This is a genomic window from Fictibacillus solisalsi, from assembly GCF_900103485.1.
Lineage (GTDB): Bacteria > Bacillota > Bacilli > Bacillales > Fictibacillaceae > Fictibacillus_C > Fictibacillus_C solisalsi.
The window spans coordinates 1-14,102 of sequence record NZ_FNHW01000009.1 but is presented as its reverse complement, the minus strand read 5'-3'; the positions used below and the strand labels follow the sequence as shown (position 1 = coordinate 14,102).

The 14,102-nt window shown below is 45.5% G+C and carries 21 protein-coding genes and 1 rRNA gene; 20 read left to right on the top strand and 2 right to left on the bottom strand.

What is annotated here, in order from left to right; genetic code table 11:
- From BLT53_RS23615 to BLT53_RS23535, 17 genes are all read left to right on the top strand, one after another.
- A complete protein-coding gene (locus BLT53_RS23615; protein ID WP_090239624.1) occupies window positions 1–324 on the top strand; it encodes a KOW domain-containing RNA-binding protein in 324 nt (107 codons plus the stop codon).
- The gene (gene infA, locus BLT53_RS23610) at window positions 317–535 is read left to right on the top strand and encodes a translation initiation factor IF-1 (protein ID WP_007203527.1); all 219 of its coding nucleotides are present in this window, start codon (window positions 317–319) and stop codon (window positions 533–535) included. Before BLT53_RS23615 ends, infA begins: the two co-directional genes overlap by 8 nt.
- Before the next feature lie 34 nt (window positions 536–569).
- On the top strand, window positions 570–683 hold the full coding sequence (rpmJ, locus tag BLT53_RS23605; protein ID WP_007203526.1) for a 50S ribosomal protein L36: 114 nt from the start codon (window positions 570–572) through the stop codon (window positions 681–683).
- Window positions 684–702: 19 nt separating this feature from the next.
- Window positions 703–1,068, top strand: a complete 366-nt coding sequence (gene rpsM, locus BLT53_RS23600; RefSeq protein ID WP_061975715.1) for a 30S ribosomal protein S13 — start codon at window positions 703–705, stop codon at window positions 1,066–1,068.
- A gap of 19 nt (window positions 1,069–1,087) precedes the next feature.
- The gene (rpsK, locus tag BLT53_RS23595; protein ID WP_090239621.1) at window positions 1,088–1,486 is read left to right on the top strand and encodes a 30S ribosomal protein S11; all 399 of its coding nucleotides are present in this window, start codon (window positions 1,088–1,090) and stop codon (window positions 1,484–1,486) included.
- Window positions 1,487–1,663: 177 nt separating this feature from the next.
- Window positions 1,664–2,608 (top strand): DNA-directed RNA polymerase subunit alpha, encoded by a 945-nt coding sequence (locus tag BLT53_RS23590; protein WP_061975719.1) that lies wholly within the window; start codon window positions 1,664–1,666, stop codon window positions 2,606–2,608.
- An 89-nt stretch (window positions 2,609–2,697) separates the two neighbouring features.
- On the top strand, window positions 2,698–3,060 hold the full coding sequence (gene rplQ, locus BLT53_RS23585) for a 50S ribosomal protein L17 (protein ID WP_061975721.1): 363 nt from the start codon (window positions 2,698–2,700) through the stop codon (window positions 3,058–3,060).
- 104 nt (window positions 3,061–3,164) lie between these two features.
- Window positions 3,165–4,004 carry an energy-coupling factor ABC transporter ATP-binding protein gene (locus BLT53_RS23580; RefSeq protein ID WP_090239619.1) on the top strand — a complete coding sequence of 280 codons (840 nt, stop codon included), beginning with the start codon at window positions 3,165–3,167 and terminating at the stop codon, window positions 4,002–4,004.
- Window positions 3,980–4,852, top strand: coding sequence for an energy-coupling factor ABC transporter ATP-binding protein (locus BLT53_RS23575; protein ID WP_090239616.1), 873 nt, complete (start codon window positions 3,980–3,982; stop codon window positions 4,850–4,852). The genes BLT53_RS23580 and BLT53_RS23575 overlap by 25 nt, the downstream gene beginning before the upstream one ends.
- Window positions 4,846–5,649, top strand: coding sequence for an energy-coupling factor transporter transmembrane component T family protein (locus BLT53_RS23570; protein ID WP_090239614.1), 804 nt, complete (start codon window positions 4,846–4,848; stop codon window positions 5,647–5,649). The genes BLT53_RS23575 and BLT53_RS23570 overlap by 7 nt, the downstream gene beginning before the upstream one ends.
- 15 nt (window positions 5,650–5,664) lie before the next feature.
- Window positions 5,665–6,402 carry a tRNA pseudouridine(38-40) synthase TruA gene (truA, locus tag BLT53_RS23565; protein WP_090239611.1) on the top strand — a complete coding sequence of 246 codons (738 nt, stop codon included), beginning with the start codon at window positions 5,665–5,667 and terminating at the stop codon, window positions 6,400–6,402.
- A gap of 227 nt (window positions 6,403–6,629) precedes the next feature.
- A complete protein-coding gene (gene rplM, locus BLT53_RS23560; RefSeq protein WP_007203517.1) occupies window positions 6,630–7,067 on the top strand; it encodes a 50S ribosomal protein L13 in 438 nt (145 codons plus the stop codon).
- A gap of 18 nt (window positions 7,068–7,085) precedes the next feature.
- A complete protein-coding gene (gene rpsI / locus BLT53_RS23555) occupies window positions 7,086–7,478 on the top strand; it encodes a 30S ribosomal protein S9 (RefSeq protein ID WP_061975732.1) in 393 nt (130 codons plus the stop codon).
- Between the two features lie 122 nt (window positions 7,479–7,600).
- Window positions 7,601–8,311 carry a DUF421 domain-containing protein gene (locus tag BLT53_RS23550; protein WP_090239610.1) on the top strand — a complete coding sequence of 237 codons (711 nt, stop codon included), beginning with the start codon at window positions 7,601–7,603 and terminating at the stop codon, window positions 8,309–8,311.
- A gap of 341 nt (window positions 8,312–8,652) precedes the next feature.
- Window positions 8,653–9,093 carry a DUF2521 family protein gene (locus BLT53_RS23545; RefSeq protein WP_170834487.1) on the top strand — a complete coding sequence of 147 codons (441 nt, stop codon included), beginning with the start codon at window positions 8,653–8,655 and terminating at the stop codon, window positions 9,091–9,093.
- 64 nt (window positions 9,094–9,157) lie between these two features.
- Window positions 9,158–9,871 carry an N-acetylmuramoyl-L-alanine amidase CwlD gene (cwlD, locus tag BLT53_RS23540; protein ID WP_090239605.1) on the top strand — a complete coding sequence of 238 codons (714 nt, stop codon included), beginning with the start codon at window positions 9,158–9,160 and terminating at the stop codon, window positions 9,869–9,871.
- A 113-nt stretch (window positions 9,872–9,984) separates the two neighbouring features.
- Entirely contained in the window at window positions 9,985–11,025 is a 1,041-nt protein-coding gene (locus BLT53_RS23535) for an Mrp/NBP35 family ATP-binding protein (protein ID WP_090239603.1), read from the top strand.
- Between the two features lie 45 nt (window positions 11,026–11,070).
- On the opposite strand, the gene gerD is transcribed toward BLT53_RS23535, so the two are convergent.
- A complete protein-coding gene (gene gerD, locus BLT53_RS23530) occupies window positions 11,071–11,700 on the bottom strand; it encodes a spore germination lipoprotein GerD (protein ID WP_090239599.1) in 630 nt (209 codons plus the stop codon).
- A 150-nt stretch (window positions 11,701–11,850) separates the two neighbouring features.
- Here gerD and BLT53_RS23525 point away from each other — a divergent pair, with 150 nt between their 5' ends.
- Window positions 11,851–12,459, top strand: a complete 609-nt coding sequence (locus BLT53_RS23525; protein ID WP_090239708.1) for a KinB-signaling pathway activation protein — start codon at window positions 11,851–11,853, stop codon at window positions 12,457–12,459.
- A 27-nt stretch (window positions 12,460–12,486) separates the two neighbouring features.
- Here BLT53_RS23525 and pdaB read toward each other — a convergent pair whose 3' ends face one another.
- Window positions 12,487–13,248, bottom strand: a complete 762-nt coding sequence (gene pdaB, locus BLT53_RS23520) for a polysaccharide deacetylase family sporulation protein PdaB (protein WP_090239596.1) — start codon at window positions 13,246–13,248, stop codon at window positions 12,487–12,489.
- 162 nt (window positions 13,249–13,410) lie between these two features.
- Here pdaB and BLT53_RS23515 point away from each other — a divergent pair, with 162 nt between their 5' ends.
- Window positions 13,411–13,632 carry a hypothetical protein gene (locus BLT53_RS23515; RefSeq protein ID WP_090239593.1) on the top strand — a complete coding sequence of 74 codons (222 nt, stop codon included), beginning with the start codon at window positions 13,411–13,413 and terminating at the stop codon, window positions 13,630–13,632.
- A 279-nt stretch (window positions 13,633–13,911) separates the two neighbouring features.
- Window positions 13,912–14,102, top strand: a 16S ribosomal RNA gene (locus BLT53_RS23510); the annotation flags it as partial.

The window sequence follows — 14,102 nt, the reverse complement described above, 5'->3', positions numbered from 1 at the left end:
ATGGTTAGCGATTCTGAATCGATGCCTCAGATAGGACAGATGGTTCGAATCATAAAGGGAAGAGACGCAGAGAAATTGGGTGTCATCGTAAATATCCTGGATGATCGCTTTGTACTAATCGCGGATGGCGATAAGCGCAAATATGATCGCGCCAAACGTAAAAACCTGATTCACTTAGAACTTCTTGATTTTATTTCTCCGGAAGTTGCAAGAAGCATTCTTGAAACAGGCCGTGTAACTAATGGCAAACTACGGTACGCAGTAGCGAAGTTTTCCGACGAGAAAGTCATTGCTCTGAAGAAGGGAGACCATATCGATGGCTAAAGATGATGTAATTGAGGTAGAAGGTACGGTTATCGAACCACTGCCAAACGCCATGTTCCGAGTGGAGCTTGAGAATGGACATAAAATTCTGGCACACGTTTCCGGAAAGATCCGCATGCACTACATTCGGATTTTACCAGGAGATAAAGTTACCGTAGAATTGTCTCCATATGACTTATCACGTGGTCGTATAACATATCGCTTTAAATAAAAATCGTACTCCGTGACATAAGGAGGTTTAAAAAATGAAGGTTCGACCATCAGTCAAACCCATTTGTGAAAAGTGTAAAGTTATTCGTCGTAGAGGAACTGTAATGGTGATCTGCGAAAACCCTAAACACAAGCAAAAACAAGGTTAATCTAAGGAGGTGCTACATTATGGCACGTATTGCAGGAGTCGACGTTCCACGCGATAAGCGAGTTGTCATTTCACTAACTTACATTTTTGGAATCGGCAAAGCCAAAGCTCAACAAGTTCTTGCTGAAGCTGGTGTATCTGAAGAAACTCGTGTTCGTGATCTTACAGAAGATGAATTGAATAAAATCCGTGAAGCAATCGACAAGATTAAAGTTGAAGGTGACCTTCGTCGTGAAGTATCCCTTAACATCAAACGTCTAATCGAGATCGGCAGCTTCCGTGGAATCCGCCACCGTCGTGGTCTTCCAGTTCGCGGTCAAAATACGAAGAACAACTCTCGTACTCGTAAAGGACCTCGTCGTACAGTAGCGAATAAGAAAAAGTAAGTAAAGGAGGTAAACTCTAATGGCGAAGCAACAACGTAAAACAAACACTCGTAAACGTCGTGTAAAAAAGAATGTTGAGTCCGGTATCGCGCATATCCGTTCTACGTTCAACAACACAATCATTACGATCACTGATACACACGGGAACGCAATCTCTTGGGCTACATCTGGCCACCTGGGATTCAAAGGTTCTCGTAAATCAACTCCATTCGCAGCGCAAATGGCAGCTGAAACTGCTGGTAAGACTGCAATGGAAAATGGCATGAAAACACTAGAGGTTTCTGTTAAAGGCCCTGGTGCTGGCCGTGAAGCTGCGATTCGTGCCCTTCAAGCGGTAGGTCTAGAAGTAACAGCTATTCGCGATGTTACACCTGTTCCTCATAACGGATGCCGTCCTCCAAAACGCCGCCGCGTGTAACTTTAGTTACACTCTGCGGTATATTATATGTATAACCTGTCTATAATGGGTATGTATAATATACGTTTTGGTGAAGAACACTAATTAGTTGTTTTAGTCGGAAATGCCATTGGGGAATTTCGGCTGGGTCATCTGGCCCAAGGTCGAGGTTCGACGTTTGAAGGAGGGTTTAGTTGAATGATCGAAATCGAAAAGCCAAGAATTGAAACGGTTGAAATCAGCGACGATGCCACATATGGAAAGTTTGTTGTTGAACCACTTGAACGTGGATATGGTACTACACTGGGCAACTCCTTACGTCGTATCCTATTATCCTCACTGCCTGGTGCAGCTGTTACATCCATTCAGATTAATGGCGTATTGCATGAGTTCTCTACAGTTGAAGGTGTGGTGGAAGATGTAACTACCATCATCCTTAACCTGAAGAAGCTTGCAATGAAGATTTATTCTGATGAAGATAAAACATTGGAAATAGATGTACAGGGTGAGGGAGTCGTTACAGCTGGTGATATTACACATGATAGTGATGTAGAGATTTTGAATCCGGATCTTCACATTGCCACTCTTGCGGAAGGCGCTCATTTCCAAATGAAGCTGAATGCGAGAAGAGGCCGCGGATATGTACAAGCGGAAGGCAATAAGTCAGAAGATCTGCCAATCGGTGTTATTCCGGTTGATTCTATCTACACACCGATCTCCCGTGTAAACTACCAGGTTGAAAATACTCGCGTTGGACAAGTGACAAACTACGATAAACTGACATTTGACATTTGGACAGATGGAAGCATCCGTCCTGAAGAGGCAGTTTCTCTTGGAGCGAAGATCATTACCGAACATTTGAATATCTTTGTCGGACTAACCGATCAAGCGCAAAAAGCAGAAATTATGGTTGAAAAAGAAGAAGACCAAAAGGAAAAAGTTCTTGAAATGACGATTGAAGAACTTGATCTTTCTGTGCGTTCTTACAACTGCCTTAAACGCGCTGGTATTAATACAGTTCAAGAACTTGCTAATAAATCAGAAGAAGACATGATGAAAGTACGCAACCTCGGTAAGAAGTCTCTTGAAGAAGTTCAGGAGAAACTTGACGAGCTTGGACTTTCCTTACGTGCTGACGATTAATCTGACAGACTAGAATTTGCTTTTTCACAGGTGACTGTTACTTGTAACAGCCTCCCTGTCTGCAAAAAGCACAGAAGGAGGGAATAGACATGGCATACCAAAAGTTGGGTCGTGTTTCAGCTGTTCGCCGCGCAATGCTGCGTGACTTGGCAACAGACTTAATTATCAACGATCGTATCGAAACGACAGAAGCGCGTGCTAAGGAAGTACGCAAATTTGTTGAGAAGATGATCACGCTTGGTAAGCGTGGAGACCTTCACGCACGCCGTCAAGCTGCAAGCTTCGTTCGCAACGAAGTAGCTAACGAAGAATCTGGCCAAAAGGCACTTCAAAAACTATTTAGTGACCTTGGACCTCGTTATGCAGAGCGTAATGGTGGTTACACTCGTATCGCTAAGATCGGTCCTCGCCGTGGTGACGGTGCACCAATGGTCATCATTGAATTAGTTTAATAATGAATAAAGGGCGGGACAGGGTCATTACGATCGTTTCTTGCCCTTTTTTTATGTTTTAAAACGGCATTTATCAATAGAGCTGAGCTGAGGGGGAGAAAAACGTGAAGGAACTCATTACAGTTAACAACGTTTCCTTCCAGTACCCGAGTGAGGAAAACCTGACTCTGGCAGATTTGAGCCTCTCGGTGTACAAAGGAGAATGGCTGGCGATCGTTGGCCATAACGGTTCTGGGAAATCTACATTGGCCAAGTTGCTCAATGGACTTCTTCTGCCTACCTCAGGAGAAGTCAAGGTAGAGAATTACACAACCGCAAATGAAAAAGAGCTTTGGGAAATCAGAAGGCGGGTCGGCATCGTTTTTCAGAATCCGGACAACCAGTTTGTCGGGACAAGCGTAAGAGACGATGTGGCATTCGGCCTTGAAAACTTTGGAGTGCCCCGTGATGAAATGATCGAGCGCATTGAAACGAGTATTGCCAGAGTAAACATGCAGGGCTTTATCGAGAGTGAGCCCCATCATCTTTCTGGAGGGCAAAAACAGCGTGTGGCCATAGCTGGTATTATCGCCCAAAAGCCGTCCATCATTATTCTGGACGAAGCAACGTCCATGCTTGATCCAATGGGCCGCAAGGAAGTTATTGATACAGTTAAGCAGCTGAATGAGGAAGAAGGCATTACCGTTATTTCCATCACTCATGACCTGGAAGAAGCGGTACGTGCTGACAGGGTGATTGTGATGAAACAAGGCGCCATTCTGACCACCGGCAGTCCACGGGAAGTGTTTCAGAACGAAGCTTTGCTGCTGGATGCAGGGCTCGATCTTCCGTTTTCGCTTAAACTCGGATTGGCGCTCAGGGACTATGGCGTCAGCCTGAAAGAACAACATTTGACACAGGAAGAATTGGTGGATGCATTATGGACATTAAAATCAGCGGACTAACCCATCGCTACAAAGCAGGAACGCCGTTTGAGCGGCTTGCCCTCCATGATGTCAGCCTGTCCATCTCCTCGGGGACATTCCTTGCTGTCATCGGACACACCGGTTCAGGTAAATCAACCTTAATTCAGCATTTGAATGGTTTATTGAAGCCATCTGAAGGAACCATTACAGTAGGGGACCTCACGATTGCTGCCGGAGGGAAGAAAAAACAGTTGAAAGCACTCCGAAAACGGGTGGGAATCGTCTTTCAATATCCTGAACACCAGCTGTTCGACGAAACGGTGGAAAAAGACGTTATGTTCGGACCTATGAACTTTGGTCAAAGCGAAGAGGCGGCCAGAGCGGCAGCGCATGAGATGATTAAGCTTGTCGGACTTCCTGTCGAGGTGCTTCAGAAGTCACCCTTTGATCTCAGCGGAGGACAGATGCGCCGGGTAGCTATAGCCGGAGTGCTCGCCATGGAGCCTGACGTCTTGATTCTGGATGAACCGACAGCGGGCCTTGATCCGCGGGGGAGAAAAGAAATTATGGATTTGTTCCGTACTCTTCATGATCAAAGGAACATGACGACCATCCTTGTCACCCATTCCATGGAGGATGCGGCGTATTATGCAGACCGGATTCTGGTTATGGAAAAAGGGTCCACCTATCTTGAAGGGGCTCCTGCTGAAATCTTTGCCAAAAGGGAAGAGCTGCAGGCAGTGGGTCTGGATGTTCCTGAAACGGTTCAGTTTCTGCTGAGGTGGCAGGAGAAGACCGGCAAACCGGTACAGATGTCGTCATTTACCATTGAGGACACAGCCAAGGCCATCTCTGCTGACTTTGGCAAAGGAGGGTTCACATGTTAGATAATGTGATCATCGGTCAGTATATACCGGGCACCTCCGTACTTCACAAAATGGATCCGCGGGCAAAGCTACTTGGCATCTTTGTGTTTATCTTTGTCGTCTTTTTGGCCAACAACTGGCTGACCTACGGTATCCTCGGTGTGTTTGCAGTCGCTGCAATCCTGTTGTCGCAAGTCTCACTCCGCTATATGTATAAAGGCCTGAAGCCGATCTTTTTTATTGTTATTTTTACGTTCATCCTGCACATCCTTATGACCAAGCAGGGAGAGGTGGTCTATGACCTGGGATGGCTGAAAATCTACAACGGCGGGGTAAAGCAGGGCGTTTTCATTTCCCTGCGGCTGGTGTATCTTGTCCTTGTCACCTCTCTTTTGACATTGACGACCACGCCAATCGATATCACGGATGGACTTGAATACCTGCTGGCGCCGTTTAAAAGGGTGAAGCTTCCTGTTCATGAGTTTGCGCTTATGATGTCAATCTCCCTCCGTTTTATTCCGACCCTGCTTCAGGAGACAGAGAAGATCATGAAGGCCCAGATGGCCCGTGGTGCTGAATTTACCGCCGGACCTGTCAAAGAGAGAATCAAAGCCTTTGTGCCGCTTCTGGTGCCTTTATTCATTTCTTCATTTAAGCGGGCGGAAGACCTGGCTCTGGCCATGGAAGCCCGAGGCTACCGTGGAGGAGAAGGAAGGACAAGGCTTCGCGTTCTTCACTGGGGATTCAGGGATACAGGAGCGCTTTTGCTGCTGTTGATCCTGGCGGCTGTGCTGATTGTTTTAAGAACGCATGGATAAAGGAGAGTTTGGGGTATGCAGCGCTGGAAAGCGACCGTAAGCTATGATGGCACTCAATTTGCCGGGTATCAGGTGCAGCCAGAAGCCCGCACGGTTCAGGGGGAGATTGAAAAAAACCTGGCCAAAATGCATAAAGGAAACTCTGTAAGGATTTCCGCTTCTGGAAGAACGGATGCAGGGGTACATGCCATCGGGCAGGTGTTCCACTTTGACAGCCCGCTTGCCATTGCCCCGGAACGATGGCAGAAGGCGCTGAATGCCCTGTTGCCGGCCGATATTCGCATCCTGGAAGTGGAGGCAGTGCCTTTGGACTTTCATGCGCGTTTCAGTGCGGTAGAGAAGGAATATCATTACCGGCTGATGACAAACGGCGAACCGGATGTTTTTCGGCGGAACTATGCCTCCCATTTCCCTTATCCACTGGATCATGGGGCGATACAGGAAGCGATGGGGATTTTCATGGGCACCCATGATTTTACGTCGTTTTCCTCGGCTCGTTCGGAAGTGGAAGATAAGGTAAGGACCATTACCATGTTTGAGCTGGAAACAGCAGGAGACGAGCTTATTTTTAAAGTGCGTGGCAGCGGCTTTTTATACAATATGGTCCGGATTATGGCCGGCACGCTTTTGGATGCCGGACAGGGCAAAATACAGCCGGAGGAAATCCGTTCCATGCTGGCGGAAAAGGACAGAAGCGCGGCGGGTAAAACGGCACCGCCGCACGGTTTGTACTTATATCGCGTCACCTATTAATGATGCGAAAAATACTCTCAGAAATTTCACGACACACTTGACATCGTTGTTTATATGTTATAAGATATTCTTTGGTATTTCTAAGATTATCTCCCTGCCCCGGAAGGTAATCCGGTGAAATGTTTAGTAACTAAAAATGTTCAGCTGACTGTAATTTACAGTGAGTGGAACAGCACCCATAAAAAAATTGAGCGATTTAGCGAATGAAGATACAGGAGGGAAAATTCATGCGTACGACATTCATGGCGAAAGCTTCTGAAGTAGAACGTAAGTGGTTGTTGATCGACGCTGAAGGAAAGACTTTAGGTCGTCTTGCAAGTGAAGTTGCAGCAATCCTTCGCGGAAAACACAAACCAACTTTTACACCACACGTTGATACTGGGGATCATGTAATCCTAATCAACGCTGAAAAAATTCATCTAACAGGTAAGAAGTTAAGTGACAAAATTTACTACCGTCACACTGGACACCCAGGTGGACTTCGTACAAGAACTGCATTAGAAATGCGTACAACTCGTTCTGAGCAAATGCTTGAACTAGCGATCAAAGGTATGCTTCCTAAGAACAGCCTTGGCCGTCAAATGATTAAAAAGCTTCACGTATACGCTGGAGCTGAGCACCAACATCAAGCACAAAAGCCAGAAAAATACGAATTACGCGGATAATAAAAGGGAGGTATTCACGTGGCACAAGTACAATATTACGGTACTGGGCGTCGTAAGCACTCCGTTGCTCGCGTACGTTTAGTTCCTGGTGATGGCCGTATCGTAATCAACGGTCGCAGCATTGACGAATATTTCGGTTTGGAAACACTAAAACTTATCGTAAGACAACCACTTAACGAAACAGCAACAGAAGGTAACTACGACGTTCTTGTTACTGTTCAAGGTGGAGGATATACAGGACAAGCAGGAGCGATCCGTCATGGTATCTCTCGCGCTCTTCTACAAGCTGATCCTGAATTCCGCGGCAACCTTAAAGCTGCTGGATTCTTGACTCGTGACGCTCGTATGAAAGAACGTAAGAAATACGGTCTTAAAGGCGCTCGTCGTGCACCTCAGTTCTCAAAACGTTAATCTTTGCGTTTTTAAAAGGCTCTCAGGCATTTTGCTTGGGGGTCTTTTTTATATTTCGCTCATGTTCCCGGCTCGATTCGCAAACAATAGGCATAACACCATTTTCCAACAGGAGGAACAGGATGTCTGAGATCATGGAAGTCTTTTGGCGGACATTACTGGCGTTTACATTGTTTATCGGAATTGCGCGTCTTCTCGGCAAACAGACGATGTCCTATTTAACGCTGAACCATTTTATTGCGGCTGCCACGCTTGGATCCATTACGGCGAACCTTGCCTTTAACCTGAATATCAAAACCTGGCACGCCGTTTTTGCGATGCTGACCTTTTTTGGTACCTCCATACTGGTCCTGGTCTTCACCGTCAAAAGCAGAAAAGCTCGCCGCTGGATATCAGGAGAACCCACCGTGCTGGTTGAAGACGGTCACATTTTGGAAAAGAACATGGGAAAAGCGAAATTCACAATTGATAACTTAAACCAGCTCCTCAGGGAAAAGGGAATCTTTGATATGTATGAAGTGCAATATGCCATTCTTGAAACAAACGGCGGAATCTCCATTCAAAAAAAGCCGCCATTCCGCTCGCTTACCCGCCAGGATTTAAATCTGGCGTTCCAGAAAGACTCACAGTTTCCGGTCGAACTCATCATGGAAAAAGAAATCCTTGGCGATAATCTGAAGGAGAACCAACTTTCCGAAGCCTGGCTGCTGCAGGAGCTCAAAAACAGAGGCCTGGCTCTTGAAGATGTGTATTATGCCGTACAGGGAACAAACGGCAATCTATATTTTGATTCCTACGCCGACCGACTGAAGGCGCCCATTGATAAAGAATAAGTTAAACGATCGTTTAAGTTTGCATGTTTAAACGGTCGTTTAATTTTTGTGGAGTGCTTTTGAAAAAGATTTGGTTGGTGAGTAACGATCGCCAATTCCTTTTTCTTATCCAGCTTCAGCGCGGCCAAAGTCTCGATCGTTTCACTCTCTCTCCAACACAAAAAGCGTGTTGCTCTTCAAGAGTTCCAACGCTTTTCGTCTCTAAGCGGCCGCTTCTGCTTTAGAAATATTCCCATGATTTACGCAGGATGATGCTAGCCTCTTTTGCAAAAAATGTATGTAAGGGTGTACCCATTATATAGATATGTGATTGGCGCATTCGCGCGGGAAGAGGATTAATGATGGCGATTGTAATTACAACATTTAGGGAGAAACAGCGTACGAAAAAGGCGGAGTATGAAAGAAAAGTGCTGAGGGATCTTTCGTTAGGGAAAATTAAAAAGGAAATTCAAACCCTGTACCAGCCTTTTTTTCAGTATTCGCTCTTGTATCAGCAGGACATTGAGGATGCCTGTATTGACCTGGCCATAGACGCTTATTTGCTCGGCGCGGCATACAGCCGGTTCGCCTACCATGGGGAAGCACTGGAAGACATCAAGAAACGGAGCCAGCAGGCAGAAAAAGAATTGACGGAAAGCTTGTTTGATTACTGGCAGTTCTGGTGCTGGGGAACCGAGCAGATGATGGAATCCTTGTATTTGTGCTGTGAGGTGTATATTGAGCACTGGTGGCTTGAAGGATATTGGAATGGCGAGAAAAGATACAGAATGAAGCTCCATTAAGTACTAATTGGTTCCTTGTCCCATATATATAGACGTATACGTCTGTTGATATAGGGGGCAAGGAATGAAACGACGGGTAAAGCAAGTTGCCTTTGCTTTGGGATTTACTCTTTTGCTATTTATTTTTACGTATCAGTTTTCGGAAAAAGGAACTTGGAAACCGTGGAGCCTTCCCTTGTCCGGAAAAGTTATCGTGCTTGATCCCGGGCATGGCGGAATGGATGGTGGAGCGGTAGGCAGAGACGGGGTATTGGAAAAGGATATTTCTTTGGATATCTCCTTAAAGCTCAGGGATTATTTACAGGAAGCCGGCGCGCTTGTCATTATGACCAGAGAGCGGGATATGGATTTAAGCGGCAGGGATAGAGGGAGGATCCGTGCCCGAAAATGGGACGATCTGAGGAAACGAAAAGAAATCATTAATGAATCCAATGGCGATTTATATGTAAGTATTCATCTGAATGCACTGCCTTCTTCGCGCTGGAGGGGAGCGCAAGTGTTTTATTCACCTTCAGATAAAAAAGGCGAGGACGCGTCCAAATTTATTCAAAGTGAACTGAAGCGAAACCTTCAAAATACAGACAGGATCGCCAAATCCATTGAGGGCATTTATCTGCTTCGGACGAGCAAGCTGCCCGGAACACTGGTTGAAGTCGGGTTTCTATCCAATCCGAGTGAAAGGGAACTGCTGAAAACGAAATCGTATCAGCATAAAATATCCGCCTCTGTCTATCAGGGAATTCTGCGCTATTATACAAATGAAAAAGTACCAGACTAAGGTGCGGGCCAAACAGGCTTGCACCTTCAATCGTCTGTAGTCTACGATTAAGCTCAATTGTGCTATACTTGTAAGGAGTGAAATCGAATACATGCAAAGGAAGTGTCTTATCCATGACAGAAGAAAAAGTAATTGAACTTTTATCTCGAATCCAAGACCCTTTTTTACATAAAAGCCTTGTCGAGTCCGGAGCGATTCAAGAACTAAAAGTAAAGGAAGGGTATGTCAGCCTGAAGGTTGCACTTCCCCAGACTGGATCTCAGGAGCAAATGATGCTTCAGCAGGAGATCGTCAATACGCTAAAAGGCGCGGGAGTTGAATCTGTCGGCCTGCGGTTTGAAGAGAGAAAACCTGTTCAGGGAAGCCAGCAGCAGGCTGCAGCACCGGGTGTTCCGCCATTGCTTGCACCAGGCAGCAAAACACAATTCATCTCCATTGCGAGCGGTAAAGGCGGGGTAGGAAAATCAACCGTATCGGTAAACCTTGCGGTGGCCCTAGCCCGTCTCGGCAAAAAAGTCGGATTAATTGATGCCGATATTTACGGATTCAGTGTACCGGATATGATGGGTATTACAGAGCGCCCGAAAGTCGTTGGAGAGACGATCCAGCCGGTGGAGCGGTTTGGAGTGAAAGTGATTTCCATGGCTTTCTTCGTGGAAGATAACGCACCTGTCATCTGGCGCGGGCCCATGCTTGGCAAAATGCTCATGAACTTCTTCAGCGAAGTGAACTGGGGAGACCTTGATTATGTTCTGCTCGACCTGCCGCCTGGAACCGGGGACGTAGCCCTGGATGTTCATAAAATGCTGCCAAAGTCCAAAGAGATCATTGTGACAACGCCTCATGCGACAGCTGCCTTTGTTGCAGCCAGAGCAGGCAGCATGGCGCTAAAGACGGATCATGAGATCCTTGGAGTTATTGAAAATATGGCTTTCTTTGAAAGCAAGATTACAGGCGAGAAAGAATATGTATTCGGCAAAGGCGGAGGAGAACGTCTGTCAGATGAGCTTGGGGTTCCGATGCTCGGACAGCTGCCTCTCGGACAGCCTGATATAAACGAAGAGGATTTTGCGCCAAGCGTTTATGCCCGTGACCATCGTTTGGGACAAGCCTATGAAGACATTGCACAAAACATCATCGACCAGTTAAACTAACCAAAACGAAACCTCGTACCGTTGAAGTACGAGGTTGTTTTATATTTATTGTTGTCCGCCGCCTTGTTGCTGGCCTTGCTGTTGCTGGCCTTGCGATCCTTTTTTAGAGGTCGACTGGTCGATTTCATCATGAGCGGCTTTTTGCAGCATCTCCGCCAATTGCGCACGTACCAGCGGGCTATCGAAGGTTTCCATCATAATTTTCTTTACTTCTTTTCGGTATTGAGGCGAATTGGCAAGGTTCAATACTTGTTTGCCCATTTCCGGGCTTTTCAGGATATTCATCATAAGCTGCTGATACGCCGGATCTTTCATCAGGCCTTTCATCAGCTTTTCATGTTCAGTCTTCATGCTTTTTGCGTAAGCAGCAGCAAACTTCGGATCTTTAAAGGCTTGCTGCCAAAACTTTTCACCTTTTGGTGACAAGAGCTCTTTTTCAATCGTTTGTTTGATAAGCGCCTGATCAAGCAAAAGTTGTTCCTTCATTTTTTCATCAGACAACACATCGGTAATCGCTTTTTTTCCATCATCTGTTTTTAAAATATCCACCAGCATTTTTTTGGTGGCGTCATAATCCATGTTCTGGGGACTGCTTCCTTGTGCTTCATTCTGGGCACAGCCGCTAAGGGCTAAAAGAAGAAAACAGAAGAGGCATGGGATCCACGTTTTTCTCACGTCTGCTCCTTCTCCTTTCTATGAGTTCTTACCATTAGGGTGGGTGTTTTACAGAGATTTATGCAGGACAAATATAGGAAAACAGTATGGCTTTTTTTGGTTAGGATTGATACAATCGATAACGGTTACATTTGGATTGGAGGCAATCATGTGAAGTCAAGAAACTGGGTCTTTTTATTTATCACGACGTTACTTATTGGGATGGGCTGTTCCATTGTCGCAGGTTTAATTTCACAATTTCCCGAAACCGGGGGCGTGAAAGAATTCTTTATCTATATACTCGGTCTTGTTGGCTTTGGCGCTTTGTTTAGTGTGTTCAGCCAGATGGGATTTTTCGCTTACTTGACGGTTCACCGGTTTGGTCTTGGGATTTTTAGATCACAGTCCTTGTGGAACGGTGTTCAGATTGTCCTTATTATCGTTGTTCTTTTTGATTTGTTTTATTTGCGGTATACCGCATTTCATAAAGCGGGGCAAAGCCTTGCTTCCTACAGTTTAATTCCCATCGGAGTTCTCGCTCTTGGTATGCTGGTGGCATATGTTAAGCAGAAACAAACGAACAAGGGAGCATTTGTACCCACATTGTTTTTTATGATTGTGGTGACTACCATGGAATGGGTGCCTGTCTTAAAAACGAATGCACCAAGCGCCATGTGGATGGCATTCGCGTCCCTTGGTGTTTGCAACCTTTATCAGATTCTTATGCTTCACCGACTCATTCAGCCGAAATCCCCTGCCAAATCAAAAACTTCCGCCTAAATGGACGGAAGTTTTTTTACTTATCGTTTAATCGACCTCCTGGCTATGTGCATGCGTGTTGGCAATCATTTCGCCAACACTGACAAACGAAAAGCCTTCGGATTTTAACTTGCTTATAATTTCAGGTAATGCTTTATGGGTTTGCTTCACAGAGTCGGAAGCATGCAGCAGCAGAATATCTCCGGGTTTCACATGATTGGTTGCGTTCGATACAATCTTGTTAACTCCAGGGTTTTTCCAATCTTTCGTATCGACACTCCAGTGTACGACAGAGTGATGAGTGCCTTCTGATACTTCAAGCACCCGTTTATCAAAACTTCCATTCGGCGGCCGGATTAAAGTTGTTGTCTTGCCGGACACTTTTTTGATCTTTTCCTGCGCGGTTAAAATGTCACGGCGAATCTGCGGGTCTTTCCAGTCTGTATAGTCCTTATATTGATAACCAAGGCTCGCCAGTTCATGGCCGTCTTTTACAATGCGCTCCACAATTTCCGGATGGCGCTCTGCCCAGGCGGCTGAGACGAAGAACGTACAGTTTTTGATGCCCTGCTTTTTCAAAATATCCAATATAGGCAGGGCCCGTTTATCTCCCCAACTGATGTCGAACGTTAAGGCGACTTTATTTCCTTTCGCTTCGCCTTTATAAATGGCACGCGGTCCGTCTTTGGATGAAAAAACAGATAATTGCTCTTGTCCCATAAAGGCAAGTGAAGCTGCAAAAAAAGCAGCGAATACAACAACCATGTACTGCTTTGCCTTCCTGCCATTAACCACCATAAAGAATTTCATGCCGTCCCCCCTGATTCAGTGAATTTGGTGATCCTTTCCTCTGCCAATGCTGTCTAAGGAGATGTATATGACAACGGGGGACAAGATATAACTTTATACATAGAAATTCAAGGGAGCGGGAAACATATGGTAAAAAACGGATAAAGGATGTTGCAGTGTCCCATGATAGGCATAATGCTCAATAAAAGAGAAGCGAAGGAAATGGAATATCTGCTTAAGAAAGAACTAGAGGAGCTTTTATCAGATCTTAAAGATGATCAGATCGAACTGATGGTGAAGTCAGTGCTCGAAGAACGGTATCACGTGCTTTTCCGGATTTTCACCCTGCTCGCTTCTCCTGCAGAGTGCACACGCTTCTGCCGAAAGAAACAAGAGTACAAGTAAGAAAAAATCGAAAGCCGAATCTTTTTTTAAAAAAGTGTTGACTCTAAAAACAAATGCGTGGTATAGTATTCCTTGTCGCTGATGAGACAGTGATGGCAACAAAAAATCAACAAAAAAGTTGTTGACATGATGGTTGCTAAGATGTTATGATATGAAAGTCGCCAAAACGAGCGACGCAAAAAAATGTTCTTTGAAAACCAAACAAAAGCCAGGTAAGTCAGGGATTTTACAATCCCATCAATTTCTTATTTAACAAATTTATGAGCTATATCAAACACTTTATTGGAGAGTTTGATCCTGGCTCAGGACGAACGCTGGCGGCGTGCCTAATACATGCAAGTCGAGCGGACAGATGAGGAGCTTGCTCCTCTGATGTTAGCGGCGGACGGGTGAGTAACACGTGGGCAACCTACCTGTAAGACGGGGATAACTCCGGGAAACCGGAGCTAATACCGGATAATAAAGAGAAA

Excerpts from the sequence above, each read along its gene's own strand:
- BLT53_RS23615 (WP_090239624.1), top strand. The coding sequence starts at position 1 with ATGGTTAGCGATTCTGAATCGATGCCTCAGATAGGACAGATGGTTCGA.
- infA (WP_007203527.1), top strand. The coding sequence starts at position 317 with ATGGCTAAAGATGATGTAATTGAGGTAGAAGGTACGGTTATCGAACCA.
- rpmJ (WP_007203526.1), top strand. The coding sequence starts at position 570 with ATGAAGGTTCGACCATCAGTCAAACCCATTTGTGAAAAGTGTAAAGTT.
- rpsM (WP_061975715.1), top strand. The coding sequence starts at position 703 with ATGGCACGTATTGCAGGAGTCGACGTTCCACGCGATAAGCGAGTTGTC.
- rpsK (WP_090239621.1), top strand. The coding sequence starts at position 1,088 with ATGGCGAAGCAACAACGTAAAACAAACACTCGTAAACGTCGTGTAAAA.
- BLT53_RS23590 (WP_061975719.1), top strand. The coding sequence starts at position 1,664 with ATGATCGAAATCGAAAAGCCAAGAATTGAAACGGTTGAAATCAGCGAC.
- rplQ (WP_061975721.1), top strand. The coding sequence starts at position 2,698 with ATGGCATACCAAAAGTTGGGTCGTGTTTCAGCTGTTCGCCGCGCAATG.
- BLT53_RS23575 (WP_090239616.1), top strand. The coding sequence starts at position 3,980 with ATGGACATTAAAATCAGCGGACTAACCCATCGCTACAAAGCAGGAACG.
- BLT53_RS23570 (WP_090239614.1), top strand. The coding sequence starts at position 4,846 with ATGTTAGATAATGTGATCATCGGTCAGTATATACCGGGCACCTCCGTA.
- truA (WP_090239611.1), top strand. The coding sequence starts at position 5,665 with ATGCAGCGCTGGAAAGCGACCGTAAGCTATGATGGCACTCAATTTGCC.
- rplM (WP_007203517.1), top strand. The coding sequence starts at position 6,630 with ATGCGTACGACATTCATGGCGAAAGCTTCTGAAGTAGAACGTAAGTGG.
- BLT53_RS23550 (WP_090239610.1), top strand. The coding sequence starts at position 7,601 with ATGTCTGAGATCATGGAAGTCTTTTGGCGGACATTACTGGCGTTTACA.
- BLT53_RS23545 (WP_170834487.1), top strand. The coding sequence starts at position 8,653 with ATGGCGATTGTAATTACAACATTTAGGGAGAAACAGCGTACGAAAAAG.
- cwlD (WP_090239605.1), top strand. The coding sequence starts at position 9,158 with ATGAAACGACGGGTAAAGCAAGTTGCCTTTGCTTTGGGATTTACTCTT.
- BLT53_RS23535 (WP_090239603.1), top strand. The coding sequence starts at position 9,985 with ATGACAGAAGAAAAAGTAATTGAACTTTTATCTCGAATCCAAGACCCT.
- pdaB (WP_090239596.1), bottom strand. The coding sequence starts at position 13,248 with ATGAAATTCTTTATGGTGGTTAATGGCAGGAAGGCAAAGCAGTACATG.
- BLT53_RS23515 (WP_090239593.1), top strand. The coding sequence starts at position 13,411 with ATGATAGGCATAATGCTCAATAAAAGAGAAGCGAAGGAAATGGAATAT.